Source organism: Glutamicibacter sp. NPDC127525, from assembly GCF_042672105.1.
In the GTDB taxonomy this organism is placed as follows: Bacteria; Actinomycetota; Actinomycetes; order Actinomycetales; family Micrococcaceae; genus Glutamicibacter.
The window spans coordinates 327972-351631 of record NZ_JBHXVN010000005.1; the positions used below are offsets into that span (position 1 = coordinate 327972).

At 61.5% G+C, this 23660-nt stretch carries 29 protein-coding genes; 15 read left to right on the forward strand and 14 right to left on the reverse strand.

The window, feature by feature from the left end; translation table 11 throughout:
• Window positions 1-3 precede the first annotated feature (3 nt).
• Window positions 4-639: a TetR/AcrR family transcriptional regulator gene (locus ACFVHU_RS13910; protein ID WP_105656422.1), complete on the reverse strand. Its 636-nt coding sequence runs from the start codon at window positions 637-639 to the stop codon at window positions 4-6.
• A gap of 270 nt (window positions 640-909) precedes the next feature.
• Here ACFVHU_RS13910 and ACFVHU_RS13915 point away from each other — a divergent pair, with 270 nt between their 5' ends.
• Window positions 910-1692, forward strand: coding sequence for a carbonic anhydrase (locus ACFVHU_RS13915; RefSeq protein WP_359195219.1), 783 nt, complete (start codon window positions 910-912; stop codon window positions 1690-1692).
• A 364-nt stretch (window positions 1693-2056) separates the two neighbouring features.
• A complete protein-coding gene (locus ACFVHU_RS13920; RefSeq protein ID WP_388024869.1) occupies window positions 2057-3319 on the forward strand; it encodes an MFS transporter in 1263 nt (420 codons plus the stop codon).
• On the opposite strand, the gene ACFVHU_RS13925 is transcribed toward ACFVHU_RS13920, so the two are convergent.
• Complete coding sequence (locus ACFVHU_RS13925) at window positions 3320-3895, reverse strand: hypothetical protein (RefSeq protein WP_332488712.1); 576 nt, start codon at window positions 3893-3895, stop codon at window positions 3320-3322.
• Window positions 3892-4434 (reverse strand): RNA polymerase sigma factor, encoded by a 543-nt coding sequence (locus ACFVHU_RS13930; protein ID WP_133833920.1) that lies wholly within the window; start codon window positions 4432-4434, stop codon window positions 3892-3894. The genes ACFVHU_RS13925 and ACFVHU_RS13930 overlap by 4 nt, the downstream gene beginning before the upstream one ends.
• Before the next feature lie 98 nt (window positions 4435-4532).
• Between ACFVHU_RS13930 and ACFVHU_RS13935 the strand changes: the two genes are divergently transcribed.
• From ACFVHU_RS13935 to ACFVHU_RS13960, 6 genes are all read left to right on the forward strand, one after another.
• Window positions 4533-5063 carry an Asp23/Gls24 family envelope stress response protein gene (locus tag ACFVHU_RS13935; protein WP_286134072.1) on the forward strand — a complete coding sequence of 177 codons (531 nt, stop codon included), beginning with the start codon at window positions 4533-4535 and terminating at the stop codon, window positions 5061-5063.
• Between the two features lie 24 nt (window positions 5064-5087).
• Window positions 5088-5264 (forward strand): hypothetical protein, encoded by a 177-nt coding sequence (locus tag ACFVHU_RS13940; RefSeq protein WP_181148776.1) that lies wholly within the window; start codon window positions 5088-5090, stop codon window positions 5262-5264.
• A 5-nt stretch (window positions 5265-5269) separates the two neighbouring features.
• Complete coding sequence (locus tag ACFVHU_RS13945) at window positions 5270-5641, forward strand: Asp23/Gls24 family envelope stress response protein (RefSeq protein WP_388024926.1); 372 nt, start codon at window positions 5270-5272, stop codon at window positions 5639-5641.
• Complete coding sequence (locus ACFVHU_RS13950) at window positions 5638-6189, forward strand: DUF6286 domain-containing protein (RefSeq protein ID WP_388024872.1); 552 nt, start codon at window positions 5638-5640, stop codon at window positions 6187-6189. Before ACFVHU_RS13945 ends, ACFVHU_RS13950 begins: the two co-directional genes overlap by 4 nt.
• Before the next feature lie 2 nt (window positions 6190-6191).
• Entirely contained in the window at window positions 6192-6776 is a 585-nt protein-coding gene (locus tag ACFVHU_RS13955) for a hypothetical protein (protein WP_105656415.1), read from the forward strand.
• Between the two features lie 74 nt (window positions 6777-6850).
• Window positions 6851-7111: a GlsB/YeaQ/YmgE family stress response membrane protein gene (locus ACFVHU_RS13960; RefSeq protein ID WP_172511761.1), complete on the forward strand. Its 261-nt coding sequence runs from the start codon at window positions 6851-6853 to the stop codon at window positions 7109-7111.
• 62 nt (window positions 7112-7173) lie between these two features.
• Here the strand turns inward: ACFVHU_RS13960 and ACFVHU_RS13965 are convergent, their stop codons facing one another.
• The 3 genes from ACFVHU_RS13965 to ACFVHU_RS13975 form a co-directional block, all read right to left on the reverse strand.
• Window positions 7174-8469, reverse strand: coding sequence for an SLC13 family permease (locus tag ACFVHU_RS13965; RefSeq protein WP_388024928.1), 1296 nt, complete (start codon window positions 8467-8469; stop codon window positions 7174-7176).
• A gap of 176 nt (window positions 8470-8645) precedes the next feature.
• The gene (locus tag ACFVHU_RS13970; protein ID WP_388024873.1) at window positions 8646-9758 is read right to left on the reverse strand and encodes a PrpF domain-containing protein; all 1113 of its coding nucleotides are present in this window, start codon (window positions 9756-9758) and stop codon (window positions 8646-8648) included.
• A gap of 474 nt (window positions 9759-10232) precedes the next feature.
• Window positions 10233-10385 (reverse strand): hypothetical protein, encoded by a 153-nt coding sequence (locus tag ACFVHU_RS13975; protein WP_388024874.1) that lies wholly within the window; start codon window positions 10383-10385, stop codon window positions 10233-10235.
• Here ACFVHU_RS13975 and ACFVHU_RS13980 point away from each other — a divergent pair.
• The gene (locus ACFVHU_RS13980) at window positions 10360-10971 is read left to right on the forward strand and encodes a hypothetical protein (protein ID WP_388024875.1); all 612 of its coding nucleotides are present in this window, start codon (window positions 10360-10362) and stop codon (window positions 10969-10971) included. The genes ACFVHU_RS13975 and ACFVHU_RS13980 overlap by 26 nt on opposite strands.
• A 140-nt stretch (window positions 10972-11111) precedes the next feature.
• Here the strand turns inward: ACFVHU_RS13980 and ACFVHU_RS13985 are convergent, their stop codons facing one another.
• The gene (locus ACFVHU_RS13985) at window positions 11112-12041 is read right to left on the reverse strand and encodes a heme A synthase (protein WP_388024877.1); all 930 of its coding nucleotides are present in this window, start codon (window positions 12039-12041) and stop codon (window positions 11112-11114) included.
• Between the two features lie 37 nt (window positions 12042-12078).
• Complete coding sequence (locus ACFVHU_RS13990) at window positions 12079-12894, reverse strand: alpha/beta hydrolase (protein ID WP_388024878.1); 816 nt, start codon at window positions 12892-12894, stop codon at window positions 12079-12081.
• 50 nt (window positions 12895-12944) lie between these two features.
• Between ACFVHU_RS13990 and ACFVHU_RS13995 the strand changes: the two genes are divergently transcribed.
• Complete coding sequence (locus ACFVHU_RS13995; RefSeq protein ID WP_388024879.1) at window positions 12945-13415, forward strand: MarR family transcriptional regulator; 471 nt, start codon at window positions 12945-12947, stop codon at window positions 13413-13415.
• A gap of 75 nt (window positions 13416-13490) precedes the next feature.
• On the opposite strand, the gene ACFVHU_RS14000 is transcribed toward ACFVHU_RS13995, so the two are convergent.
• The 6 genes from ACFVHU_RS14000 to ACFVHU_RS14025 all read right to left on the reverse strand — a co-directional run bounded on the left by ACFVHU_RS14000 (window position 13491) and on the right by ACFVHU_RS14025 (window position 18469).
• A complete protein-coding gene (locus ACFVHU_RS14000) occupies window positions 13491-14246 on the reverse strand; it encodes an ABC transporter ATP-binding protein (RefSeq protein ID WP_388024881.1) in 756 nt (251 codons plus the stop codon).
• Window positions 14243-15277, reverse strand: coding sequence for an iron chelate uptake ABC transporter family permease subunit (locus ACFVHU_RS14005; protein WP_105656410.1), 1035 nt, complete (start codon window positions 15275-15277; stop codon window positions 14243-14245). The genes ACFVHU_RS14000 and ACFVHU_RS14005 overlap by 4 nt, the downstream gene beginning before the upstream one ends.
• Before the next feature lie 4 nt (window positions 15278-15281).
• The gene (locus ACFVHU_RS14010; RefSeq protein ID WP_388024883.1) at window positions 15282-16262 is read right to left on the reverse strand and encodes an ABC transporter permease; all 981 of its coding nucleotides are present in this window, start codon (window positions 16260-16262) and stop codon (window positions 15282-15284) included.
• Window positions 16263-16354: 92 nt separating this feature from the next.
• Window positions 16355-17341 (reverse strand): siderophore ABC transporter substrate-binding protein, encoded by a 987-nt coding sequence (locus tag ACFVHU_RS14015; protein ID WP_388024885.1) that lies wholly within the window; start codon window positions 17339-17341, stop codon window positions 16355-16357.
• Window positions 17342-17689: 348 nt separating this feature from the next.
• A complete protein-coding gene (locus ACFVHU_RS14020) occupies window positions 17690-18223 on the reverse strand; it encodes a DUF488 family protein (RefSeq protein ID WP_388024887.1) in 534 nt (177 codons plus the stop codon).
• A gap of 33 nt (window positions 18224-18256) precedes the next feature.
• Entirely contained in the window at window positions 18257-18469 is a 213-nt protein-coding gene (locus ACFVHU_RS14025) for a hypothetical protein (protein WP_105656406.1), read from the reverse strand.
• Window positions 18470-18643: 174 nt separating this feature from the next.
• Between ACFVHU_RS14025 and ACFVHU_RS14030 the strand changes: the two genes are divergently transcribed.
• The 5 genes from ACFVHU_RS14030 (at window position 18644) to ACFVHU_RS14050 (ending at window position 23620) form a co-directional block, all read left to right on the forward strand.
• Window positions 18644-19330, forward strand: a complete 687-nt coding sequence (locus ACFVHU_RS14030) for an SDR family oxidoreductase (protein ID WP_388024889.1) — start codon at window positions 18644-18646, stop codon at window positions 19328-19330.
• A gap of 132 nt (window positions 19331-19462) precedes the next feature.
• Window positions 19463-20146: an HD domain-containing protein gene (locus ACFVHU_RS14035; RefSeq protein WP_388024890.1), complete on the forward strand. Its 684-nt coding sequence runs from the start codon at window positions 19463-19465 to the stop codon at window positions 20144-20146.
• A 130-nt stretch (window positions 20147-20276) separates the two neighbouring features.
• Complete coding sequence (locus ACFVHU_RS14040; protein ID WP_388024892.1) at window positions 20277-21104, forward strand: IclR family transcriptional regulator; 828 nt, start codon at window positions 20277-20279, stop codon at window positions 21102-21104.
• A gap of 132 nt (window positions 21105-21236) precedes the next feature.
• A complete protein-coding gene (locus ACFVHU_RS14045) occupies window positions 21237-22538 on the forward strand; it encodes a cytochrome P450 (protein ID WP_388024893.1) in 1302 nt (433 codons plus the stop codon).
• A gap of 2 nt (window positions 22539-22540) precedes the next feature.
• Window positions 22541-23620 carry a PEP/pyruvate-binding domain-containing protein gene (locus ACFVHU_RS14050; RefSeq protein ID WP_388024894.1) on the forward strand — a complete coding sequence of 360 codons (1080 nt, stop codon included), beginning with the start codon at window positions 22541-22543 and terminating at the stop codon, window positions 23618-23620.
• Window positions 23621-23660 lie beyond the last annotated feature (40 nt).

Genomic DNA, 23660 nt, shown 5'->3' on the forward strand with positions numbered 1-23660 from the left:
AAGTCAGTCCTTGCTGGTCGGTTCGCTGGCGATCACCCGGGGTACGGGCAGCTGCTGCGCAGGCAGCGGGAATTCGTCGGGCACCGCGAGGATGCGCATGGCCAGGGAAATGAAGTTCAACTGCACTTGGGCCAGCGTGAGCCGGCCGTCCTTGCGGTACCAGTGCGAGACACCGGTCCCCATTTCCATCAGTGCCAAGCGGGCGATGCCCAGGTCCACGGTGCTGAAGCTGCCTTGGCGCTCGCCGGCCTGAAGCGCGTCGGCGAAGAGCTGCTCGTAGGCGTCGCGCAGTTCCTGCATCTGCTCGCGGGCCTTGGCCGATAGCGCGCGCATCTCGTATTCGGTCACACGTGCGGTGCTGGGATTGGTGGCGGTGAACCCCACGTGGAAGGCCACGAGCAACGCGAGCTGGCGTACCGGGTCCTTGCTGCCGGCCAGCGCCTGCTCGGCGCCGGAGATCATGGCGGCCAGGCAGTCGTTCATGATGCCCACCAGCAAGTCTTCCTTGCCGCCGACGTAATGGTAGAGGGTCGCCGAGTTCAGTCCTACGGCGCTGCCTAGTTCGCGGATGCCGGTGGCGGCGAAACCGCGCTGGGCAAAGCAGGCTACGGCTGCTTGCTGGACCTTTCCCAGTTCCATGGACACCACCCTGTGACTCAAGAGCCAATCAATCGATTGACAGTTTCCATCCAACCGAAGAAAAAGTGTGGTGTCAATCACTATCTTCTGCAGGCGGGGACACCGAGTGGCGCTGCCATCCGCACCTCATGCGACGCTCATGTTGAAAGGGGCCGAAATATGACGTTTTCTATTTATGAATCAAATGCAAAACACTAGACTGCTTGATGTTATTTACTGTCAAGCTCTAGTTAATTCTGCTGGGCAGCTGATCAGACGCCACTGGAAGGCATGATGCCGCAACCTGAACCACGTTTCCTCAACCGCCAAAACCCAACCCCAGCCGGACCGTCGCGCCGCGGCCTGCTCGCCGGCGCCTCCGGGCTCATTGCTCTGGCCGGACTGGCAGCCTGCGCATCACCGCAGGCCCCGGACGCGGACAGGGCAAACCTCGCCGGACCCCCGCAGACCCCCGATGAAGTGCTGCAGGTACTGCGCGCCGGGAACCAGCGCTACGCCGACGGCATGCCAGAACGCCCCAATCAAGCAACTGAACGGCGCAGCGAGCAGGCCGAGCACCAGAACCCCTTCGCCCTGATCCACGGCTGCGTGGATTCCCGCGTGACCCCCGAGCTCCTGTTCGACCAGGGGATCGGAGACTTGTTCGTCACCCGGACCGCCGGCGGAGTGCTCGATGACACCTTGGTTGGCAGCATGGAATTCGCTGTTTCCAGTCCCTATTCGGTCCCGTTGCTGGTGATCCTCGGCCATACGGCCTGTGGCGCGGTGGCGGGCACCTTGAAGGCAATGGAAGAAGATGCCAAGAATCCGCAATTGCCCGGCGAGATGGCCGACTTCGCTGAACAGATTGCTCCTGTTGCCCGCAAGGCAAAAGTTGAAGGTTCGGGTAGCGAAGAGGTGGACCAGGTGGTGCAGGCCAATGCCCGTGCCGTCACCGAGCAGCTACTGGAGCGATCTGCCATCATTCGCGAGGCAGTGCAAGAAAAGCGGACCCGGGTGGTGGCAGCTGTCTACGACCTGGACAGCGGAGAAGTGCGCTGGCTCGATGGCTAGCTCCGATTTTCCGGTTGCGAATTAACCAGAAGTTCCCGCCGGTGGAACCGGCGGGAACTTCTGCGATCATCACTCGCACCCTCACTGAGGTTGTTACTACGATATTGACAATGCCTATGGACACGCTGAGCGCAGGCTCCGCGGCAACAGGGCATCTGGCGAACGGGGCGATCCAGCTGCTGGACCAGCTGGGCTTCCAAGGTTGCAGCCGAAACGCGAATACCGGCGGATGGCCAGCTCGCCGCTATCCTGATGCAGCTGGTCAGACGCAAAACAACCATTGACGGGCCTTTCGGCACGGTTTCGGGATTTGCCAGCAGGTGCACTGGTACTCTCGACGCTGGATGCTAGTGAAGCATTCCCCGTGAAGAACCCGCATGCACGTGCAGTGAAAGGCCCCATGGCAGCCAGCGAATCCAGCGTCAACTCCCGCGCCCGCGCTGCAGTCGCGGCCCTGTTCCTCACTAACGGAGCACTCTTTGCCAATATGGCCCCACGCCTTCCCGAGCTGAAGCGGGAACTGGAATTGGACACCGCCGGCTACGGCTTGCTGGTCACCGCATGGCCTGTTGGGGCAATCCTTGCAGGGTTGGCTGCAGGTGCGCTGGTGCGCCGTTTTGGTTCCGCGCAGGTTGCCGTCGTGGGCACGATAGTTACCGGTGCGGCCTTGCTGGCCGCCGGCAGCGCGCCGGGCGTGGTCTTGGTCGTGCTGGCTTTTGCCCTGGGCGGCGCCATGGATTCGATTACGGATGTCGGGCAGAACGCGCACGGGCTGGTGGTGCAACGGCGCTATGGGCGTTCGATACTGAATTCCTTCCACGCGTTGTGGTCTGTCGGAGCGGTGATCGGCGGTTTGATGGCCGCCGGAGCGATCCAGATGAACTTGGCATTGCCAGTGCATTTGGGCATATCGATGGTGCTCTTCGCCGCGGTGGCACTGACTGCCCTGAAATTCTGCCTGCCTCGATCCGCCGAACTGGCGGTCATAGAACCTGTTGCGCCACCTGCACCCGGAACCGCCCAGGCCGCGGCCCCCGCAGGATCCCGCGGACGGCTGCTGCTGATGATGAGCGCCCTGGTCTTGATCTCCGTAGCCGGCGTGATGGTTGAAGACGCCGGGAATTCGTGGTCCACGCTGTATCTTGGCCAGCTGGGGGCGCCAGCGGCGCTGGCGGCCAGCGGGTTCATCGCTCTGGTCGGGGCCCAGTTCATTGGCCGAATTCTCGGCGATGGCATGGTCAACCGCTTTGGCCAGCGCGGCATGGCCCAGTTCGGGGGAGCGCTGATAGCAATCGGTATGGGTCTGGCGTTGTTCTTCCCCACGGTTCCGGGCACGCTGCTGGGATTTGCGGCGGCTGGATTCGGCTCGGCCACCCTGGTCCCGGCGGTGATGGACCAGGCCGACAAGCTGCCCGGCCTGCCTCCGGGAACTGGGCTGAGCATCGTCTCCTGGCTCATGCGATTGGGCTTCTTGTTCTCCCCGCCGCTAGTGGGTTTCCTTGCCGAGAACTTCGGGTTGCGCACTGATGGTGTTCCCGATTGCGGGACTTGTGGTGCTTGCTTGTTCGCCAGTGCTGCGTCGAGAAAGCCCGCGGAGCGATGGAACAGGGGAGCAAGGAAGCCGTAGCTAGTTTTCGCCCCGAAGCGTGATGGACTCGATGGCTTCTCCGTGCAGGTCTTCAATGACCAGATTAACTACCAGTTCCCTCCAGCTGATCAACGGGCTGATGGCACAGCGAACATAGTCAAGGACTTGCTGCTCGATAACCTGAACCGAACTATCCCCAGCCATGCTGACATGGCATTGCACCCTCCAGTTAAGGTGGGGAATCTGCGTGTCGGTCGCCTTGATCTCCGTGTAGTTCAATTGCGATGTCGGCGACTCGGAAAATGCCGCTCGAATCGCCTTGATTAATTCCAGGGACGATACGCGTTTGGCCAGTCCCGTGCCCGCATCTTGCACATCCCACATCCGCTGGAATGGCGAGTGCTCGGCTATTTTGCCCAATATTCGCTGCGAGAATGCTTCAGGCTGGTGCTCCGGGGTCGAGCTGTGCAGCAGTTGGGTGATGAATCCGTTCTGGTCCTTGAGCCGCTGCCGTTCGGCGTGGCACCACCGGCACTGCAATTCGTGCAGATCTGCAGGTTCATCCAGGTTCAGCAAAACGTCTTCGGTAGTACGTCCGCAGGGAAGGGTTTTCATGACACCGCCTCGCTGATTGCATTGCGTGCCCGTGCGAGTCGCCCTCGCACAGTTGATTCTGAAACGTTGGTCACCAGGGCCGCTTCCTTATAGCTCATGCCTTGGAGCGCGACCAGTACGAACGCCTGGCGAAGCGCCGAAGGCAATCCGTTGATGATCTGCCAGGCATCGGCAATTTCGCCGCGTTGCACGGCGACGTTTTCTGGCAATTCACGGTCAGGGACTGGGGTTTGCTCTAGCACTTCATCATCCACGGTTTGCTGGTCATTGGCACGCTGGCGGATGCGATCAAGGCAAATATTTCGTGCCATGCGGTAGAGCCAAGTCTTGAACGCGGCACGTTCGCGCAGCGAGCCCAATGACTGCCACGCGCGGATCCAGGCATCCTGGGTGGCATCCTCCGCATCGTGCCAGCTGCTGAAAAAAGTCTTGCAGTATTGGCGCAGGCCGGGTGTCAGCGCGGTGACGAGTTCGCCGAAGGCCTCGGGGTCCCCCTCCATTGAACGACCAACAAGCACGGTCAACCGGGTCGGTTCCAAGCACCCCTCCTTAAGTGATCTATATCACACTCATAATGTGTGAGGATTAATCTGTAGCTCTCGTCTGTATGAGTGTAAGGCACAAAAATATCCGTTCAATGAATGAGGAGACCATCATGGTGCAACGCGATTCACAAGGGCCAATCATCAAGCCAACCGGCGAAGAGCTGGAACGCCAGGCCAAGGCAAAGGCCGCAAATGACACGCCGGTCCACGAAGAGCTGCGCGGTCCGCTGCACACCGAACTGGGCAAGACGACCATCGAAGACCGTGTGGTCCAGAAGATTGCCAGCATCGCCACCCGCGAAGTTTCCGGCGTATACGCCATGGGCAACGCCGCCCGCCGGACCTTCAACTCGCTGGCCGAACGCATCCCCGGTGCCCAAGCCAACGCGGCCGGAGGCGTGAGCGTCGAAAAGGGCGAGCAGCAGACCGCCATCGACGTGTCGATCGTAGTTTCCTACGGGTTCTCGATCGTTGAGGTCTCCAACGAGATCCGTTCGAATATCATCGCCCAGGTTGAACGCGCCACCGGTCTGGAAGTCATCGAGGTAAACATTGAAGTCACCGACGTGCACCTGCCAGAAGACGATGACGATGACGCCGAGCCCCGCGATGGCCTGAAATAACTGTCCTCATCTAAGGAGCAGAACATGTTACACGTCAAGTGGGGTTTGGCCATCGGCTGCCTAGCCGGATTGCTGATTGCCTTCGGATCATTCACGCAGTTCGTGGTGGTGGCATTCTTCGCCATCATCGGCGCTGGAGTCGGATGGCTTTTGCAGGACAGGGTTGACCTCGGCCAAGTGTTCAGCAAACGTCGGCGGTGAAGCAGATGGCAGAGCTGTCCTCTAGCCGTGGAAGCACCACGGTGAACACGGCCGTCTATTCAAAAATCGCTGCCCAAGCAGCCTATAAGGTGCCAGTTGTTGGCTCTGCCGCGGGTGGGATCCTGGGGTTGGGGAAGTACAAGGATTTTGACAGCCGGCCCAAGGCCAAGGCCGAGGTGCTTGGAAGTGCAGTGGTGGTCGATTTGGACCTTGGATTGAGCTATCCGAGCAATGTCCAGCAAGCCTGCGAAGACGTGCGGAACATGGTTGCGGCTGATCTGCGCAAGTATCTGGGCGTTGAGCAGGTGCAAACCGATATACGGGTGAGCTGGATGTCAACGCCGGATGAAGGAACTAGCAACTGGAGGCTGCGATGAGCAGGTTCTGGCACGTTCGCAGTGCCCGCACCCTGGCCTTGATGATCAGCTTCATCCTCGTGTTGGCCACGAGCATTCTCCTGGCGCTATCCTGCCTGCTGCGTTTGACCAGCGGACAATGGCCCGGTTTTGCCCAGCAGGGCATTAACGCGGTCAGCAACTTGCGCTTCAATGACAACCTGGCAGTGATCGCCATGGTGGTTCTTGCGGTGCTCGGTCTGCTGCTGTTGCTCAGCGCGCTCATTCCAGGGCCCCGGCAGAGCATCCTGCTGAATACCGATGATCCTTCAGCGGGGTCGGAACAGGCAATCTCATGCCGTGGAATATCAACCTTGGTGGGGCATGAGGTCGAGCGAACCGATTCGGTGACCCGCGCGAGCGTGAAAACCAGCCCGGCCCTGGTCCAGGTTACCGTGCAGACTCCAGCCCACTCGGTTCAGCGCGTGCGGGAAAACGCGCAGGCGCGGGCGCAGCGCGTGATCGACGGGTTGCCATTGCAACGCGCTCCCAAGGTCAAGGTCTCAGTGCAACGCCGAGGGGGAAACTAGAAATGTTCAGAACGCATGTGGTGCGCCAACGACTTATTCTGGCGATCTTCGGTTTGGTCCTGCTGGCGGCCGGTGCCTCGGGCCTCGCAGCAGTCTGGTGGGGGCTTGGCCAAGGCGCTGGCCTCGGCCAAGCCCGGATTGCCAGCAGCCTGCCGATCGATCAGCAGTACCTGCTGCCACTGGGACTCGCGCTCGGAATTGCCGGCATCGTGCTCTCGCTGGCGGTGCTGATCACTGCCATTCCGCGCCGCCCATCGGCGCATGAATTCAGATACGAATCGAGCAGCGAAGGAGTCAGCGAGATCGAGACTTCGGTAATAGCCAAAGCCGCGGAAACGGCCGCTCGAACGCAACCGGAAATCGTGGATGCGAACGTTCGAATTGGCGGCAATGCAGCTGAACCCGTGCTTTATGCGCGATTCACCCTGCGCGCCGACGCTCCGGCGAATCGAGGGATCGAGCTGGTCAATGGCCGCGTGGTACCTGACCTTGAAATGGTGCTGGGGGTGCCTTTCTCCCGCAAGCACATCTCGTTCAGCTTCCAGAAGCCGGAAAAGCAGGATTCGAATAAGGCCGTGCTCATCTGAGCCGGCACTGAATAGCAAGAAATAATCACTTGCGGCACGCTGATCGTGCCACATCACTTGGGGAGTAAGAATAAATGGGAATTTTTGGTTGGATCATCCTTGGGCTCATTGCCGGTGCGATCGCCAAGGCCATCAAGCCCGGAAAGCAGGGCGGAGGTTGGCTGGCAACTCTGTTGCTGGGCGTTGTGGGTGCACTGCTTGGTGGTTGGATCGGGTCGGCCATTTTCAGTGTTGGCGTTGACAAATTCTGGTCGCTGTCCACCTGGTTGCTAGCTATCGGCGGTTCCTTGATCGTCTTGATCGTCTGGGGACTGGTGACCGGCAAGCGCCGCTAGAACGTACAACTGTGGGCGGGATCCTTTTCGGATCCCGCCCACAGTTGTACTTGGTGGAATGCTTACATGATGCCGGTTGGCACCAGCAGCAGCCAGGACAATGCCGGTGCGATCAGCACCACGGCACCTGCGTACATCATCAGCTGCTTGTAGGTGCGGGTGCGGTCGCTTTCCTTTACATTGGCCACGACCAAGGCGCCAGCGGTGGAGAATGGGGAAACATCAACCACGGTGGCCGAGATCGCGATCGCCGCCACGGTGCCGGAGACGCTCAGCGAGCTGACGGATAGCAACGGGCCGGCTAGCGGAATGAAAGCCGCAAGCAGCGCCGTCGACGAGGCGAAAGCCGAGCCGATGCCGATCACATAGCACAGAACCAAAGCGATCAAGATCGGCGCACCCAGCGCCAGCGCCATGTGGGCCAAGGTGTCGATGACTCCGATATGGGTCAGCAATGATACATAGGTGATCATGCCAGCCACCAGCAGGACGGTGGACCAGGAGATGCCGGCAACGAACTTCTGCTGGTCCTTGATGTTTAGCAGGGCCAGGAGCAGGCCTGCGCTCAAGGCGACGAAGCCGATGGGCAGGCGCAGGACCAAGGCGCAGAAGAGCATGACGCCAATGAGCACCAGCGTGTAGATCTGCTGTCCTTGCGGACGGGTGGAGCGGGTATCCTCGGCTTCTGCATAGGCCTCGCCTTTGGCGGTGCGCAGCTTGCCCATTAAGGCGAAGACGATCACGGTAAGGATCGACAGGATCAGGTTGATCGCGAAGCTGGCGACAAACAGTGCATTGGCCGAGATCGGGAAGCCATTTTCCATGGCGATGTCATGGACCAGGACACCGGAGACCGACAGCGGCGAGAAGCCGCCGGCATGCGCGCCATTGATGATGAAGGCACCCATGAGCAACGGGTGGATTCGCGACTCGTAGGCAAAACCGATGGCTGCCGGTGCCAGCAAGGCGACGGCGGCAGGGGAGAAGGTGCCCAGCGAAGTCAGCGCCGCGGCGACCAGGAAAAACACCCAAGGAAGCAACATGGTCTTGCCTCGAACCATACGCACGCAGTTGCGCACGATGATATCGATGGTGCCATTGTGCTGGGCCATGGAGAAGAAATACGTGACGCCGATGATGGTCAGCACAATACTCGCCGGGAAGTCCGCAAGGATTTCCTTGTCATCCATGCCCAGCATGAAGTAGCCGATGCCGAAGGAGGAAACCAGGCCCATGACGCCGATATTGACCGGCCACTTGGTGGCGATGATGAACATCAGGACTAGGACCACTAGCGGGATGATCTGCTCAAAAGTCAGGCCACTACCCGGATCGGTGGGGGCTGAAGAGCCGGTCATTGACGGTCCAACCAGCAAGGCAATCAGTGCAACTATGGCGGCGACAGCCGCAACAATCAAGATGTTTCGGAGGCTCCGATGCTTTTGGCGGCGTGGATCAACGGTATTAAATTCAACGTCTTCGCGATCGGTCACTGGCGCAACGTCGAGCTCAGTTTTAGACATGGTCTGACTCCTTAGTGACTGGCGCTTGCTAGATCGGTCCCGGCAACGCTGCCGAGGGACTCGGGGAGGTGAATGGTGGAGCTGGCGATGGAGCGGGCGGTGCGATCCACTCCGACGTACGTCGATCCTTCGCGTTCTTCGCTCCAGGTTTCGATGACGCCGGCAGGGGTGCGCAGGCGCAATGTGGCTCGTGGCTCGCCGCCGGTGATCTCGCCCAGGACCGTGCCCGGGGTTTGCGCGCCGAGGGTCAGCGCGACGCTGCCGGTGATGGCCAGCGCAGGGTGGGGCTTGCCCATGGACAGCATCATGACGCTGGCATCGCTCTGATCATCCTGGGGTGCGGCGGCGATAGCAAGTTTGGGGATAGCCCGGGCGGCCTGCTCGGGGGTCGCGGCCAGGCCCATGCGCACCGCGGCTTCGCGGCGCACCTGGTCTAAGATATTCAGTTGCGAGTCGACGGCGGCCATCCATGAATCATAGTTGGCGGGGTCAAGGCCGAGCTCTTCTGCGCGCAAAACCACCACCGGGGCTCCAGCATCGATCAATGATACGGTCCACGCGCGGTCAGCGGCGATGAGGATGTCCGTCGGATTCGACGTTGGCAGCAGGCTGCCGGTGGTTTTTCCTGCCGGGTCGCGGAACCCGAGGCCGACCTTGTAACCGGCGGTTGCAACGCCGGGCATCTGCGCTTGGGGAACGATAGGCAGTGCGCCACCTGGCGTATCCACGCGTTGGATGATGATCTGCCCGGTATTGGTATTGCGGGTGATGACACGGGTTATGTCAGAGTTGGGAGCAACCCATCCCTGTTCGATGGCGTAGAGGCCGACCACTGCCGAGCAGTTGCCGCAATTACTTCCCCAATCCACGGTGGCTTCTTCGATGCCTACCTGGGCGAAGGTGAATTCAACATCTACCTCGGCATCGTCGGAACGGTGCAGGATGACTGCCTTGCTGGTGGTTGAGGTGGCTCCGCCGACGCCGTCGATCTGTCGCGAATCCGGACTGCCGAAGACCTTCGGCAGTAATTCATCGAGGCTGGTGGCCATGTTGTCCAGGTGCTCGGATTCGAAGACCCAGCACTTGCTCGTTCCTCCGCGCATCCATTCGGCTTGTATGTTCATCGTGATTCCTGCATCTCGTGGTGCCGCGGTTTTCGCTCCCGGTCACTCGGTCCGGTTTCGTCGTCAGCCGGCTACGAAAAACCATAATTTGCATCACATATGAAGTCTACGTACATAAAATGCATGGGATTGTAGAGTTGCTTAATTTACTGGGAATAGAGGCCTATGTGCTCGCAATTCTGTAGTTTTATCTTGCGCTGGAAGCTCAATATCAGTAGTTCGGCGCGCTAATTTTAGAGATTGAACAAAGTATGCAGTTGTTTGAAGCATTGCTTACAGATTTCACTATTACGAGCGAAAAGTATTTTTGGCGGCGCTGCTTGGAGCGAGGCGACAAAGATTTTACGTGCGCGCGATGAGGCATTGGCGCCGAGACGAATGACCAAAAAATGCCGTTGTATCGCACTCTGTGCGATACAGAGGCAGGTTAGATAGAGGGAGATTTGAGTGCCATGCGCAGCGGCTTTCCCGGGTTTAGCCCGCGAGAATAATCTCCACGTTCGCTTCCTTGAATGGCGCGAGCTGGCCGGCGCTGGCCTGTGCGTCGGTGATCAGCGTCCAGCCTTCGGGCAAATTGGCCCATGCATGGAAAGGGCGCTGGTTGAGCTTGGCGCTGGGCGGGGACACCGGGCAGAAGGTCCAGCAGTACGATTCCAAGCCCACCGGCAAGGACGGCGAGCACTCGCCCATCGTGGAGGGCAAGTACTCGACGATCTCCGCACCGGCCACTGCCCAGTGGACCGACAAGCTCTGGTGGAAGATCTCGGCGCCACAGATGCTCAACGAGGACGGGCATGAAATGTCCTACGAAATCAGCATGGGGAATGCCGACAGCTTCACCTTCATCGACGACCAGCGCAACTACGAGCACTCCGACGATGGCGATGACAGCGTCGGCTACGATGTGGCCTTCACCAGTGCGGATGAATGCCAGGTATTCGCCACCTATAACCGCGGCGGCTGCGGGCGGGGAGTGCTGGACTATGTCCAGGAACAGGAAGATGAGAAGCTCGATGACCTGGTGTCCTGTGTCGCGGTGGGATACCACCACGTGCCCCGCGACGAGGAGCAGTCTCCCATGGAAGTGCACTGGCAGGGGTTCAACCTGGTGCCGCGGGACTTGACTGCGCAGCGCCTGGATGCGCCCGAAAGCCGGCAGGATCTCATCGGCCAGCCCCAGGACTGGGACGGGCAGATGCCGCCCGAAGAATAGGATGCCTGCCACGGGATTCCGGGCTGGCAACGCGCCCACAGGGCAATGATCTCCACGGCAGCTGCGTGCCCCGTACGCCAGCGGGACCGGCTCGCCCTGCTCTGGTGGCTCCGCGGGGCCATCGGGCCGCCGGGGTGCCGCTAGGCCCGTTGCTGCGGCGAGCTCAGGTACCCCTGGGTGCGTACGAACATGACAGCCGTGGCGGCAGCCAGAAGAGATGCCAGAACCATGTGGAACCCGACCGCCAGTTCGGGCAAGCCGTTTCTGGCCTGGAAAATACCCAAGGCTGCTTGCAGTGCCTGGATGGCTACCAGCAGAGCCGCCCGCTTCCATGATTCATGCTTCTTCGAGTGCAGCACCAGGGCCAGTATCAACGTCATCACGATGAGCAGGTAGCTGGGCCAGGCATGGACATGCTGGAGAATTACCGCATTGAATCCATTCCTTCCTGCCGCCGCGTCCCCTGAATGAGGCCCGGCTCCGGTAGTGAGCACACCGAGGATGACCGTCACTGCGGTGAGGGTGGAAGTGGCCCACAGGCTTTTCTTCAGCCATCGCGGGGAGGCAAGACTCGCGGGGTTTCTCACTCCCGATCCCAGCCGGTCCACGAAAAGCGCGCTGAGGCAGACCAGGGTGAGCGACGCCAGATAATGGAATCCGACGATGAACGGATTTAGCCCGGTGAGGACGGTGATTCCTCCGACCAGCGCCTGGGCCATGATGCCGACAAGTACCGAGCTGGCCAGGATGTACAGGTCCTTGCGTTGTGCCCTGAGCTGGAAGACGCATAGGAGCACGGCAAGAGCGAGCCCGCCAACCAGCCCGGTCAGGGTCCTGTTCCCGAATTCGATCAACCCGTGGATGCCCATTTCAGGGGTGTTCACGAGTGATTCCGGGGTGCACAAGGGCCAGGTGGGGCAGCCGAGGCCAGAGGAGGTGAGGCGCACGGCGCCTCCGGTTGCGATAACGAGGACTTGGGCCACGAAGGAGCACCAGGCAAGCACGGTGACTTTGCAGTCCAGACGGGTGGGCAAGCGGTACCTGCGCGCCAGGGATGCGTGATTCGTCACGGGGGTGGCGGAGGAAGGCCGATTCGACATGGATCTTCTACCGGTCTAGGAGGAAGGGGAGGAAACGTCCGGAGATCAGCTGCTGGGCTTCGGATAGTGAAACCAACGCCGTGCCATCACCTGGCTGGAGGCCGTAGTCGCCGAACTGCGCGTGGGTCACGCCATTCAGGGTGGCGCTGTTGGCATTCTCCGAGAACTGGTTTTCGAAGCCTTCGACTTTTTGCCTATTGATGACTTCGTCCCGGCCGCCGTAGAGGGCCAGCACATCGAGGCCTCGATGGTCTTGCACCTCAGTGGACGCGCAGTACGAGGCGAAGAGCAGCAGCTTTGCCACCCGCTGGTCGTCTGCGTATTCGCAGGCCTTGACTCCTCCCATGCTGTGGCCTCCGACAGCCCAAGAATCGACTTCAGGCGCCAAATCCATGATGTCGTCGAGACTTCCAAGGTGGAGCATCGCGAGATTCAGCGGCGGCTTGGTAATGAGGACAGTCACTCCGTTTTCAGCCGCTTCGGAGAGCACTGATGCGTAGGCCGGGGGCTCGACCTTGGCGCCGGGGAAGAAGATCAGGCCTTGCCCGGTTGGCTCCTGGGCCGGCTGGAGCTTGATGGCGTTGCCGAGGTCCTCGTAGGTCAGATCCTCGTCTGATTGCACGCCTTCCAGCCGCTGCGCGTCTGCAGGAAAGCTTGACGAAACCCAGGCGATCGAGGCTGCCAGGGCGCCGAGGATGAGGATTGAAACGGAGATGAGGATGATGGTCCACACCCTGCGCCGAGAGAGCTTTTTGGGTGTTCCCGGCGGCGTGGCATCTCGGTCAGGGGTATTGGAGGCGGGCGAAGGCATGGCATCTTTCATGAAGGGAAGTAGTACGGCAACCGTAGCATAATTTGGGTTAGAATCACTAGGTGAGCCTTGATCCCAACCACAACCATGAACTGTCCGCCGCTGCCCTGCGGGAACTCCAGGACGCATTTGGCGCCGCCAGCGCGGAGCTGGCCCGCAGGATGGCGATGAATGCCACGGATGCCCTTGCCATTGAATATATTGCGCTCTCTGCCACCGCGCTGAGCCCCGGGGAGCTCGGGGAACGCTTGGCCATCACCCGCTCCTCGACAACGGAGGTGATTGACCGCCTGGTGGCCGCGGGGCATGTCGAGCGGATCAGGGATGAGCGCGACCGCCGCCGGTTCAGGCTCATGCCCACGGCCTGGGCAACGAATCGCGTCCGCACCGAGCTTGCCCCTTTGGTCGCGGCGCTTAACGACGCTTCTGCGGGGTTTTCCGGCCCCGAGCGCCTGGCCATCTCCAGCTATCTAGCCCGAGTGGCCCATGCCTATCGGGACTTCGCCTCCGATGCGCAGCAGGCGGATTGCTGAGGCAAGGCGCACGGCAGCTTCCGCAACGCGGCGACCGGAGCCGGGGCCATGCGGGATCTCCCGCAGTCCCTGGGGTCAGTAGTACACGGCCAACGGCCCGTTGGGGCCGGGGATCACTGTAACCGGGGTCTCGAAGACTTCGCTGAGAACGTCGTCGCGCATGATCTGCTCCGGGGAACCGAATTGCACGACCTTGCCGTGCTTCATTGCGCAGATGTAGTCGGCGTAGTGGCCGGCGAAATTGATGTCGTGCAGCACGATCACGATGGTGCGGTTCAGCTCGCGGGCAGCGCGCTGCAGGTGTTGCATCATCACTACCGAGTGCTTCATGTCCAGGTTGTTCAACGGCTCATCGAGCAGCACCGTGTCGGTGTCCTGGGCCAGGACCATGGCCACGTAGGCGCGCTGGCGCTGGCCTCCGGAGAGCTCATCGAGGTAGCGGCTTTCCAATTCGCCCAGGTCCAGGAAGTCGATGGAGCGCGAGATGATCTCTTCATCGGCCTGGGTCAACCGGCCCTTGGAGTGCGGGTAGCGGCCGAAGCCCACCAGCTGGCGCACGGTCAGGCGGGTCACGAAGTGGTTTTCCTGGCGCAGGATCGAGACGATCTTGGCCAGATCCTTCGAGTTGGTCTTGGATACGTCGTAGCCGGAGACCTCGATGGAACCCTGGTCGATGCCCAGCAGGCGCCCGACCATGGTGAGCATGGTGGACTTGCCGGCGCCGTTCGGGCCTACCAGGGCGGTGATGCCGCCGGTGGGGATTTCCAAGCTGACCGGGCCGATGGAGACCGTGGAGCTGTACTTCTTGCTGACGGAATTGAGGGTAATCACAGCCGGCCCTTTCGCAGGATGAAGATCAGGAATGTAATGCCGCCGACGGCTTCGATGATGATGCCGACCACGCCTTCTGCGTAGAAGATGTTCTTCATGACGAAGTAGGCGCCGGCCAGGACCACGAAGCCGATGAGGAAGGACATCGGGTAGATGTAGCGATGGTCGTAGGTGTCCGCCAGCTGGTAGGCCAAGGTGGCCACCAAGAAGCCGAGGAAGGTCAGCGGGCCCACCAGTGCGGTGGTGACCGCCATGAGAATCGATACGAAGAACAAGGTCTTCATGACTTCGCGGCGGTGGTTGATCCCCAGATTAATGGTGGTTTCCTTGCCCAGGGCCAGGATGTTCATCTTCTTCGAGGACAGCACCAGGTAGCCGCCGGCAATGGCCACCAGCGGGATGGCCACGGGCATGTAGCTCATGTCGGCGTTGGCCATCGAGCCGAACAGGCGTGCGGTGAGAACATCGAATTCGCTCGGGGTCAGCAGGCGCTGCATGAAGGTCGAGATCGAGCCCAGCCCGGTGCCGATGATGATGCCCACCAGCAGCATGATCTGGATGTTGCCCAGCTTGCCCGAAAGCAGCCAGCCGTACAGGGCCACCGAGAGGCCCACCATGATCGCCACTTGCAGGACGAACTGGCTGACACCGGTGAAGAAGGTCACCCCGGCAACGCCCAGCACGAAGATCGCACCGGTCTGCACCACCCGGTACAAGGCTTCGAAGCCCATGATCGACGGGGTGATGATGCGGTTGTTGGTCACCGTTTGGAAAGCCACCGTGGCGATGGACTGGCAGGCGGCCACGATCACCATGGTCAGGATGTTGCTGGCGCGCAGCTTGGCGATGATCCAGAATCCGTCGGAGCCAAATGGCATGGGGTTATCCCAGGCGAGCAGGCCGATCCCGAAGAACAGGGCCAGCCCGATCATGATGGACAGGGTGATCCAGTATCGCTTGCGGACCTTCTTGGTGGGCAGCGGCCCGGCAGAACGGGCGGAGTGGTGGATGCCCAAAGCGGGATGAGTCATGAGATTAGCCAACTTTACGCTGCCTCAGAAGCAGGAAGATGAAGACGGCCGCGCCGAGTACGCCCAGGATCAGGGAGACCGGGACCTCGAACGGCATGATGATGGTGCGGCCGATCAGGTCGCACACCGTGGTGATCGCGATGCCCAGCAGGCAGACCCAGGGCAGGTTGCTGCGCAGGTCGTCACCGCGGACCATCGAGACGATATTCGGCACGATCAGGCCGAGGAATGGCAGGTTGCCGATGACCACGGTGACCACGCCGGTAGCGACCGCGATCAGCGCGGTGCCCAGCAGCATCACCTGGCGGTAGTTCAGCCCGACGTTGGTGGCGATTTCCTCGCCGAGCCCTGCTACGGTGAAGCGGTCGGCCACGATGTAGATGGCAATGGCGACGATGGCCACGATCCACAGCACCTCGTACTGCCCGCGGATCACCGAGGTGAAGGAACCAGCCAGCCAGATGCCCATGGACTGCAGCTTGTCGGTGGACAGCGCGAAGAAGGTGGAGAAGGCGCCGACCACGGAACCGAGCATGATGCCCACGATCGGCACGGTCAGCGAGGCCTTGAGCGAAATGCGCTGCAAGAACAGGAAGAAGATCATGGTGCCGATGAAGGCGAAGACAATCGCGACGCTCATCTTGGCCAGCAGCGACGCGCTGGGGAAGAGCACCAGCATGGTCAGCAGGCCCAGGCCCGCCCATTCGGTGGTGCCGGTGGTGGTCGGCTCCACGAAGCGGTTCTGGGTCAGCAGCTGCATCACCAATCCGCTCATGGCCATGGCCGCTCCGGCCAGTACCAGTGCAATGGTGCGCGGAATGCGGGTGACGGCGAACATCATCGCGCCGTCGTCCTTGCCGAAGATGTCGTAGACGCCGGTGAACAGGGAGAACGCCAGCAGCACCAGCACCCCGAGGATGCCCAATGCGAGTTTTCCGGAAAGGACCTTGCTCTTGGTCCGGGCCGGGGAGGTCGTGCTTGTCATTATGCCGCCGTGGAAATAAGTGGTGGGAAAACAGCTCTAGTGGCGAAGCCGGAATACGGCTTCGCCACTAGCTGGCTGGGGTGTCCGGAATGCTACTTGGCAGCTTCCAGCGCGTCAGCGAAAGTATTCAGGAACTCGGTGTAGGTCTGGATGCTCTCGTTGGTGTAGGTGTCAGCAGGCATGACGACAACCTGGGATTCCTTCGAGGCGGTGACATTCTGCAGCGCCTCGGACTTCTCCAGCAGGTCCTTTGCCGGCTGGTAGTCCGCACCGTCGGCTTCAACCGCTGCATCGCGGTCCATGACGATGATCCAGTCCGGGTTGGACTTGGCGATGGCTTCGACCGAAACGTCGTCGCCCTCGTGGTCGGTGGAGGATTCGTCGAGCTTCAGCGCCGGGGTCAGGCCCAGGAAGTCGAACATCGGGCCGACGGTGCGGCCGGTGGTAGGAGCCGAGTAGCCCAGCTCGCCGCCCGAGGCGATCAGGCCCATGACGGTCTGGTCCTTGTCGTAGGCATCGGTGACGCGCTTCTCGGCGGCTTCGAAGTCCTCAACGAGCTTTTTGGCCTCGGCCTGCTTGCCGAAGATCTCGCCCAGGGTGGTGACCTGGCGTTCCAGTTCGGTGTCAAATGGCTCGCCTTCGCGTGGGTCCAGCGAAATGATGGCGGCTTCCGGAGCCAGTTCCTTGAACTTCGCGGCGTGCTGGGTGTAGCGCTGGCCGTTGATGATCAGGTCAGGGTCGACGGTGACCACCGATTCCAGGTTCGGTTCCTTATGGCTGCCCAAGTCCAGGATGTTCTCGTCCTTGGTGTAGGAGATGGTATCCGGCATCAGCGAGACAGCGCCTGCGGTGAGCTTGATGCCCCAGGAATCCAAGGTCTCGAAGGTGCGGTTGTCGGTGGCAACGACAGACTTCGCGGGAACCTCGATCTTCTTCTCACCTTCATTGTCGGTGATGGTGACGGTCTTGGTGTCGCCAGCCTTGGCCTCAGCTGCCGTATCGGTAGCGGAACCGCAAGCGGTCAGGGACAGTGCGGCGATGCTCAGCAGTGCGGCAGCGCGAAGCTTCATGGAGGACATGTATTCCTTCTTCGGACAGCAACCGGCGTTGGTTGCGCTATTGAGTGATCTGATAATTAGCTTAGCCTTATCTGAGCGAATTAAGCCAAACGGCTCTTATGTTAGCTAGGTCACCCAAATGCGCGAATTGAAGGCCGGAACCGTCCGCAAATGCGGCTCTTGATGAGGCTTGCCCCAGCTGACTGGGCTATTTCAGGGAGAAATAACGATCATCGGCCTTGTTTAATTAGTGTCCGAAGGCATGGAGGAAGCTGCGTCAGGCAGCGTAATGAATTGCACCTCCAGCTCATTGCATGAGCCGAGCCATGGCGCAGATGCTGCCATTGATGCCCGTTTTGCGCGCCGGTATCAGGCTGCCGGGTAGGTCATCCGCGACTGCTGGTCGATCACCGCGCCCGGGCTCAGCTCGGCAGGTTTGGCCGGATGCCCATCGATGATGTGGAATACCTCGGCACCGCGGGCCAGCAGATGATCAGCAATGATCCTGCGATGGCAACGCCACCATACGGCTTCGGCGCACATGATCGCGGTCTTCTGGCCGGCGGCCCGCGCCTGCAACCGCTGGAGCGCCTGCAGGAAATCGTCCCCGAGGGCATGGTCGGCGTAATTATGGAAGCTGCGGTTCGTCCACCATGCGTTGACTGCGAAATCGACGCTTCGGCTCACAGGACGCCTGCCGGTCAGCGCTTCCTCGCGGTGCAGGCTGATTCCCGCCGTGCTCAAGGAGGCTTCCAAGGCATCCGCATTGAACTGCGGGAATTTGCGGGAGCCGGCCAGTTTGCGGACATCCACAACATTCGTGATTCCGTACTGCGTTAGCAGTGCGAGGAAATCTTCGATGGATCGTGCCGAATGTCCAATGGTGAAAATTCCGGCGGGCAAAATGCTGGCTCCTTGGGTGGGGAAGGGGCGGGGCTAATGCTGATCGTGCTTGGCGGAGCTGAGGACTAGTTGGAGCAGCTCTTCGACTTCGGCAGCACGGGACTGCCAGTAGCCGGTATCGAGCCCGAAGCCGAGCGTTGCTTCATCGGCGCGTTTCTTGAAATAGTCCCGGTGGTCCTCCAGCGCATTGGCCAGGTCCGCGAATTGGTCATTGCTCAGTTCCAAGTTCAAGGTTCTCTGCTTCATGAGCTTCATCCTGGGTCGAGTGCGAATTCTATGAACCCGAGCGTACGCCCATTGCCAGCCGAAATGACCGCTATCAAGCTGGCACTCAGAAAGTCGTCGCCGGGGCTCGCCGGGAATAGGCTCGTGGCAGGCCTTGTTGTGCCGAATACGAGCATCGATCAGAAGGAGCAGTTCATGGCTGAAGAAAATCGAGTAGTTCTCATTGGCGGACATGGGAAGGTTGCCCTGCTGGCAGCGCCCAAGCTGGTTGGGCGCGGCTACGCGGTCAACTCGCTGATCCGCAACCCGGAGCATGCAGCCGACATCAGCGCCACGGGCGCCACCCCAGTAGTCATCGACATCGAAAGCGCTGGCGTGGATCAGTTGGCCCAGGCCTTTTCCGGTGCCAGCGCCATCGTCTTCTCCGCAGGTGCCGGTGGCGGCAACGAGCATCGCACCCGCGCTGTGGACTATGACGCCGCGGTGCGTTCCATGCAGGCCGCCAAGCAGGCCGGCGTGGACCGCTTCGTGATGGTCTCCTACAGCCGCGCCCTGGTGGATGTGAACAGCCTGGATCCGGCCAACTCGTTCTACACCTATGCCAAGGCCAAGCACGACGCCGACGCGTACTTGCGCGGCACGGAGCTGGACTACACGATCCTGGGCCCGGGGGCGCTGACCCTGGAACCGGCCAGCCAGCGCGTGGTGCTGGCTGACAAGGCGGGCAAGGTGAGCGGAGCGGACGTTGAAGGCGAGGCATCGCAGACCTCGCGCGAGAACGTCGCCGAAGTGATCACCCATGTGGTGGCCAATAATGCAGCACGCCGCTCCACCGTGAACTTCTACAACGGCAACATGCCGATCGTGGAAGCGATCGTCTAGTAAAGCGCAGCCGCAGCCCTGCCTCCGCAACGGGGGCAGGGCTGTTCTGCATCTGCGGATGAAAGTTCTGCGGCTTCCACTGAGTGGATGCGGAGCCTTCTGCCTGCGGGCAAGCGGTGGGATCATGTGCCCATGACCAAACTAGAACCCGCTGCGAATCACTACGGGCGCGATGTCTCGAACAGGATCGGGAGCGCCGGACCTGCCCTGTTCGAGCAGTACCCGCTGCTGGACAAGCTGTGGGAGGACGCCAAGCAGCTTCTCGCGGTCCGGAGCAATGATGCGCACACCCTGTATTCGGTGTCCTTGGCCCAGCAGCTGCTGGGCCATCACCCGCAAGCCGATGCCAATATCGTGCTGCCGGCCATGCTGCTGCACGATATCGGCTGGTCTGCCGTGGATCCGGCCCTCGTGCTGGGCGCGATCGCACCGGGTGCGGGCAATGCCGAGCTGGTGCTGCAGCATGAAAAGGAAGGCGCCAAGCTGGCCAGGCGGCTGCTGGCGGGCCAGGGCGTGGCATCGGCGGATATCGAGCGCATCGTATTCATCATCGACGGCCACGACTCCCGCAAGGAATCCACCAGCATCGAGGATTCCTTGGTCAAGGACGCGGACAAGCTATGGAGGCTGACCGGCCATGGGCTGGATACCATCATGGACTGGTTCGGCCTGACCCGCAGCCAGGCTTTCACGCTGGTGGAATCGCGGGTTGCCGGACATCTCTCTACCGAGCAGGCCCGAAGCATGGCCAGCGGATTCATCGCGGTGGAGCGTGCCAACATGCTGCCGCAGCGGCTCTTGCTCGACGGCCGGTAGCTGCCACTTCCCCCGGCGGCCAGGCGCCCTGGACCGCCGGGGCCATGGCGCATCGGGCCAAGGGGACTAGTGTGGGCCTTGGCGGCACGTGCAACGAGGGGCATGAGCAGATTTCCTACAGGAGGCATCAATGGCCGGTGGCAGTTCGCAGCCAGGGCGCAGCGTCACATCGAAGATCCTGGCGATCCTGGCCGCATTCGAAACGACCAGGAGATCGCTGAGCCTGACCGAGATCTCCGTGGCGGCGGACCTGCCGCTATCCACCACCCACCGCCTGGTTGGCGAGCTTGTCGAGTCCGGGATGCTCAGCCGCTCGGCCAACGGCGGCATCCAGCTGGGCCTGCGGCTGTGGGCGATAGCCCAGAACACCGGCCGGCAACTTCGCGATACGGCCCGGCCCTATGTGCAGGACCTGTTCTCGTTGACCGGTGAGACCAGCCAGCTGGCCATCCGGGATGGGAACATGACGCTGTATATCGACCGCGTCTATGGCACCAAGCGCATTGCACGGGCCTCGCGCGTTGGCGGACGCCTGCCGCTGCACGCGACCGCCGTGGGCAAGGTCATCCTGGCATTCTCCGAACCCTGGGTTGCCGACGCGTACCTGGAACTGCCGCTGCAGAAGATGACCGCGCATACCCGCAGCTCCGCAAAGCAGCTGCGCGAGGAGCTGGGCCGGGTCCGTGAGAACGGCTATGCCACCACCAATGAGGAAGTCCGGCTGGGTACCTCGTCGATAGCGGTGCCGGTATTCCATACCGGCCGGTTGGGCTGCTCCATCGGGCTGGTCATTCCGACCTCCCACGCCGCGAACATGGACCGCTTCCTGCCGGTGCTCCATGGAACCTCCCAGCGCCTGGAAGCCGCGACCGTGCATATTCCGCTGGAAACATTGCTGGGCATCATATCCGGCCCCGACATGAATGTTCCCGAGGAAGACCTCTCGGAAGAAGGATAAGGGCCCGGAGAAAGACAGCTTCCACTGGATGGAAGACCAGTCTTTGCTTGGGGTGTGGCGTGGGTAACACTTGGGTTAGTGAATGCGGCACGGGAAACACCGTGCATCATCGATTTCCCAAGGAGCAGTTCCATGACGAGCACCCCAGCCATCTCGGGCGGATGCCCCATGGGCTTCGGCGCCGAAGCGCCGGCAGGCCATCACGGGTACGAGCCGTTTGCGATGGAGAATCCCTTCCCGTCCTACGCGAAGATGCGCAGCGAACAGCCGGTCATGTTCGACGAGCGAACCGGCCTGTACGTTCTGACCCGCTATGACGATGTGAAGGCCGTCTTCGAGGACTGGGAGACCTTCTCCTCGGAGAATGCGCAGGCCCCGGTCCGCAAGCGCGGCCCGCAGGCTGCCAGGATCATGGACGAGGGCGGATTCACCACCTACTCCGGACTCTCCGCCCGCCGCCCGCCGGAGCACACCCGCATCCGCGCGATTGCGCAAAAGGCGTTCACCCCCAGGCGCTTCAAGGCCCTGGAGCCAATGATCCGCCAGAACGTGCGCAGCGCCATCGAGCAAATGCTCGCCCGCGGCGAGGGCCACGCGGAAATCGTTACCGACCTGGCCTACTCGCTGCCGACCATCACCATCGTGACCCTGATCGGCGCAGATATCTCCAAGGTCGACACCTACAAGCGCTGGAGCGACTCCCGCGCGGCCATGACCTGGGGGGACTTGAGCGACGAGGAGCAGATCCCGCACGCCCACAACCTCGTCGAATACTGGGACGAATGCCAGAAGCTGGTCGCCGAAGCCCATGGAACCGGGCGCGACAGCCTCACCACCGATCTGGTCAAGGCGCAGCGCGAAGGCGCAGAGATTTCCGACCACGAAATCGCCTCGCTGCTCTACTCGCTGCTTTTCGCCGGCCATGAGACCACCACGACGCTGATCTCCAACTGCGTGCGCGTGCTGCTTGAGCACCACGACGCGTGGGAAGCGCTCGTCGCCGAACCGAAGCAGATCCCCAAGGCCATCGACGAGGTGCTGCGCTACTCCGGCTCCATTGTCGGCTGGCGCCGCAAGGCCCTGGCGGACACCGAAATCGCCGGCGTGCAGATCCCGCAGGGCGCAGAGATCCTGCTGCTGATGGGCTCGGCCAACCGCGACGAGGCCCGCTTCGAGAACGGCGAGGACTTCGATATCACCCGTGCCAACGCCCGCGACCACCTGTCCTTCGGTTTCGGCATCCACTACTGCCTGGGCAATATGCTCGCGAAGCTGCAGGCGAAGATCGCGCTGGAAGAACTGACCAGCGCACTGCCGCAGCTCGAACTGGTGGACGGGGATTCCATCACCTTCCGCAAGAACATTTCCTTCCGCGTCCCGGACTTCGTGAATGTCACGCTGAACGCGGATCCCGATTCGCTGAAAGAGGCCTAGAGATGAGCAGCAACGAATTCATTGAGTTCTTCGACGGCGGCAAGGCGCCGACCCTCGACTCCCTGGGCGGCAAGGGGGCTTCCCTGGTCACCATGACCGCCGCGGGCATGCCGGTGCCCCCGGGATTCGTGGTCAACACCCAGGCCTTCCGCACCTTCATGCACTCCGGGCTCTCCGAGGCGATTGCTCAGCAGCTCAAGGGCCTGGACCCGGAGGATGTCCAGGCGGCGGACGCCGCCAGCGCGGCCATCCGCGAAATCATCCTCTCCCGTCCGGTTCCCGCCGAGCTGGGCAACGCAACCAAGGAGGCCTACGCGCAGCTGCAGTCCCGCTTTGAAAGCGAAGTGCCGCTGGCGGTGCGTTCCTCGGCCACCGCGGAGGACCTGCCCGATGCTTCTTTCGCCGGACAGCAGGACACCTACCTCTGGCTGAACGGCTACCCCCAGGTCGCAGAGCACATCCGCGCATGCTTCGCGTCGCTGTACACCACCCGTGCGATCATCTACCGCATCAAGAACGAGATCCCCGATGAAGGATTGTGCATGGCGGTGGTCGTGCAGAAGATGGTCAATGCCAAGACCGCAGGCGTGGCCATGACCCTGGATCCGACCAACGGCGACCGCTCCAAGATCACCGTGGACGCATCCTGGGGAGTTGGCGAAATGGTCGTCTCGGGCACCGTCACCCCGGATAACATCCAGCTGGACAAGGTCACCTTGGCCGTGATCCATGAGCATGTCGGCGACAAGCATGCCGAGATGGTCCCCGATGCGGCCACCAACACCCTGGTGGAACGCGAAGTCGAGGAAGCACGACGCAACGTGCGTTGCCTCTCCGACAACGAGCTGGCCGCCGTGGCCCAGCTGGCCAAGCGCGCCGAGAAGCACTACAAGGCGCCGCAGGATATCGAATGGGCGATCGACGCGGATCTGCCCGACGGCGAAAACCTGCTGCTTTTGCAGTCCCGGCCGGAAACGGTCCACTCGGCCAAGGCCACCGAAGCCAAGCCCAAGAGCACCGGCTACTCATCCTCCCCGGGATTCGGCTCCATCACCGCATCGCTGACCAGGATCAGCGGCTAGCACGCACTGAAGTTTTCCACCCGCGCTTTCCCTTACCCCT

Excerpts from the sequence above, each read along its gene's own strand:
- ACFVHU_RS13910 (WP_105656422.1), bottom strand. The coding sequence starts at position 639 with ATGGAACTGGGAAAGGTCCAGCAAGCAGCCGTAGCCTGCTTTGCCCAG.
- ACFVHU_RS14005 (WP_105656410.1), bottom strand. The coding sequence starts at position 15,277 with ATGACTCATCCCGCTTTGGGCATCCACCACTCCGCCCGTTCTGCCGGG.
- ACFVHU_RS13960 (WP_172511761.1), top strand. The coding sequence starts at position 6,851 with ATGGGAATTTTTGGTTGGATCATCCTTGGGCTCATTGCCGGTGCGATC.
- ACFVHU_RS14010 (WP_388024883.1), bottom strand. The coding sequence starts at position 16,262 with ATGACAAGCACGACCTCCCCGGCCCGGACCAAGAGCAAGGTCCTTTCC.
- ACFVHU_RS14025 (WP_105656406.1), bottom strand. The coding sequence starts at position 18,469 with ATGAAGCAGAGAACCTTGAACTTGGAACTGAGCAATGACCAATTCGCG.
- ACFVHU_RS14050 (WP_388024894.1), top strand. The coding sequence starts at position 22,541 with ATGAGCAGCAACGAATTCATTGAGTTCTTCGACGGCGGCAAGGCGCCG.
- ACFVHU_RS13990 (WP_388024878.1), bottom strand. The coding sequence starts at position 12,894 with ATGAAAGATGCCATGCCTTCGCCCGCCTCCAATACCCCTGACCGAGAT.
- ACFVHU_RS14030 (WP_388024889.1), top strand. The coding sequence starts at position 18,644 with ATGGCTGAAGAAAATCGAGTAGTTCTCATTGGCGGACATGGGAAGGTT.
- ACFVHU_RS13925 (WP_332488712.1), bottom strand. The coding sequence starts at position 3,895 with ATGAAAACCCTTCCCTGCGGACGTACTACCGAAGACGTTTTGCTGAAC.
- ACFVHU_RS13965 (WP_388024928.1), bottom strand. The coding sequence starts at position 8,469 with ATGACCGGCTCTTCAGCCCCCACCGATCCGGGTAGTGGCCTGACTTTT.
- ACFVHU_RS14015 (WP_388024885.1), bottom strand. The coding sequence starts at position 17,341 with ATGTCCTCCATGAAGCTTCGCGCTGCCGCACTGCTGAGCATCGCCGCA.
- ACFVHU_RS13970 (WP_388024873.1), bottom strand. The coding sequence starts at position 9,758 with ATGAACATACAAGCCGAATGGATGCGCGGAGGAACGAGCAAGTGCTGG.
- ACFVHU_RS14035 (WP_388024890.1), top strand. The coding sequence starts at position 19,463 with ATGACCAAACTAGAACCCGCTGCGAATCACTACGGGCGCGATGTCTCG.
- ACFVHU_RS13945 (WP_388024926.1), top strand. The coding sequence starts at position 5,270 with ATGGCAGAGCTGTCCTCTAGCCGTGGAAGCACCACGGTGAACACGGCC.
- ACFVHU_RS13935 (WP_286134072.1), top strand. The coding sequence starts at position 4,533 with ATGAATGAGGAGACCATCATGGTGCAACGCGATTCACAAGGGCCAATC.
- ACFVHU_RS13940 (WP_181148776.1), top strand. The coding sequence starts at position 5,088 with ATGTTACACGTCAAGTGGGGTTTGGCCATCGGCTGCCTAGCCGGATTG.
- ACFVHU_RS13955 (WP_105656415.1), top strand. The coding sequence starts at position 6,192 with ATGTTCAGAACGCATGTGGTGCGCCAACGACTTATTCTGGCGATCTTC.
- ACFVHU_RS14040 (WP_388024892.1), top strand. The coding sequence starts at position 20,277 with ATGGCCGGTGGCAGTTCGCAGCCAGGGCGCAGCGTCACATCGAAGATC.
- ACFVHU_RS14045 (WP_388024893.1), top strand. The coding sequence starts at position 21,237 with ATGACGAGCACCCCAGCCATCTCGGGCGGATGCCCCATGGGCTTCGGC.
- ACFVHU_RS13915 (WP_359195219.1), top strand. The coding sequence starts at position 910 with ATGATGCCGCAACCTGAACCACGTTTCCTCAACCGCCAAAACCCAACC.
- ACFVHU_RS13950 (WP_388024872.1), top strand. The coding sequence starts at position 5,638 with ATGAGCAGGTTCTGGCACGTTCGCAGTGCCCGCACCCTGGCCTTGATG.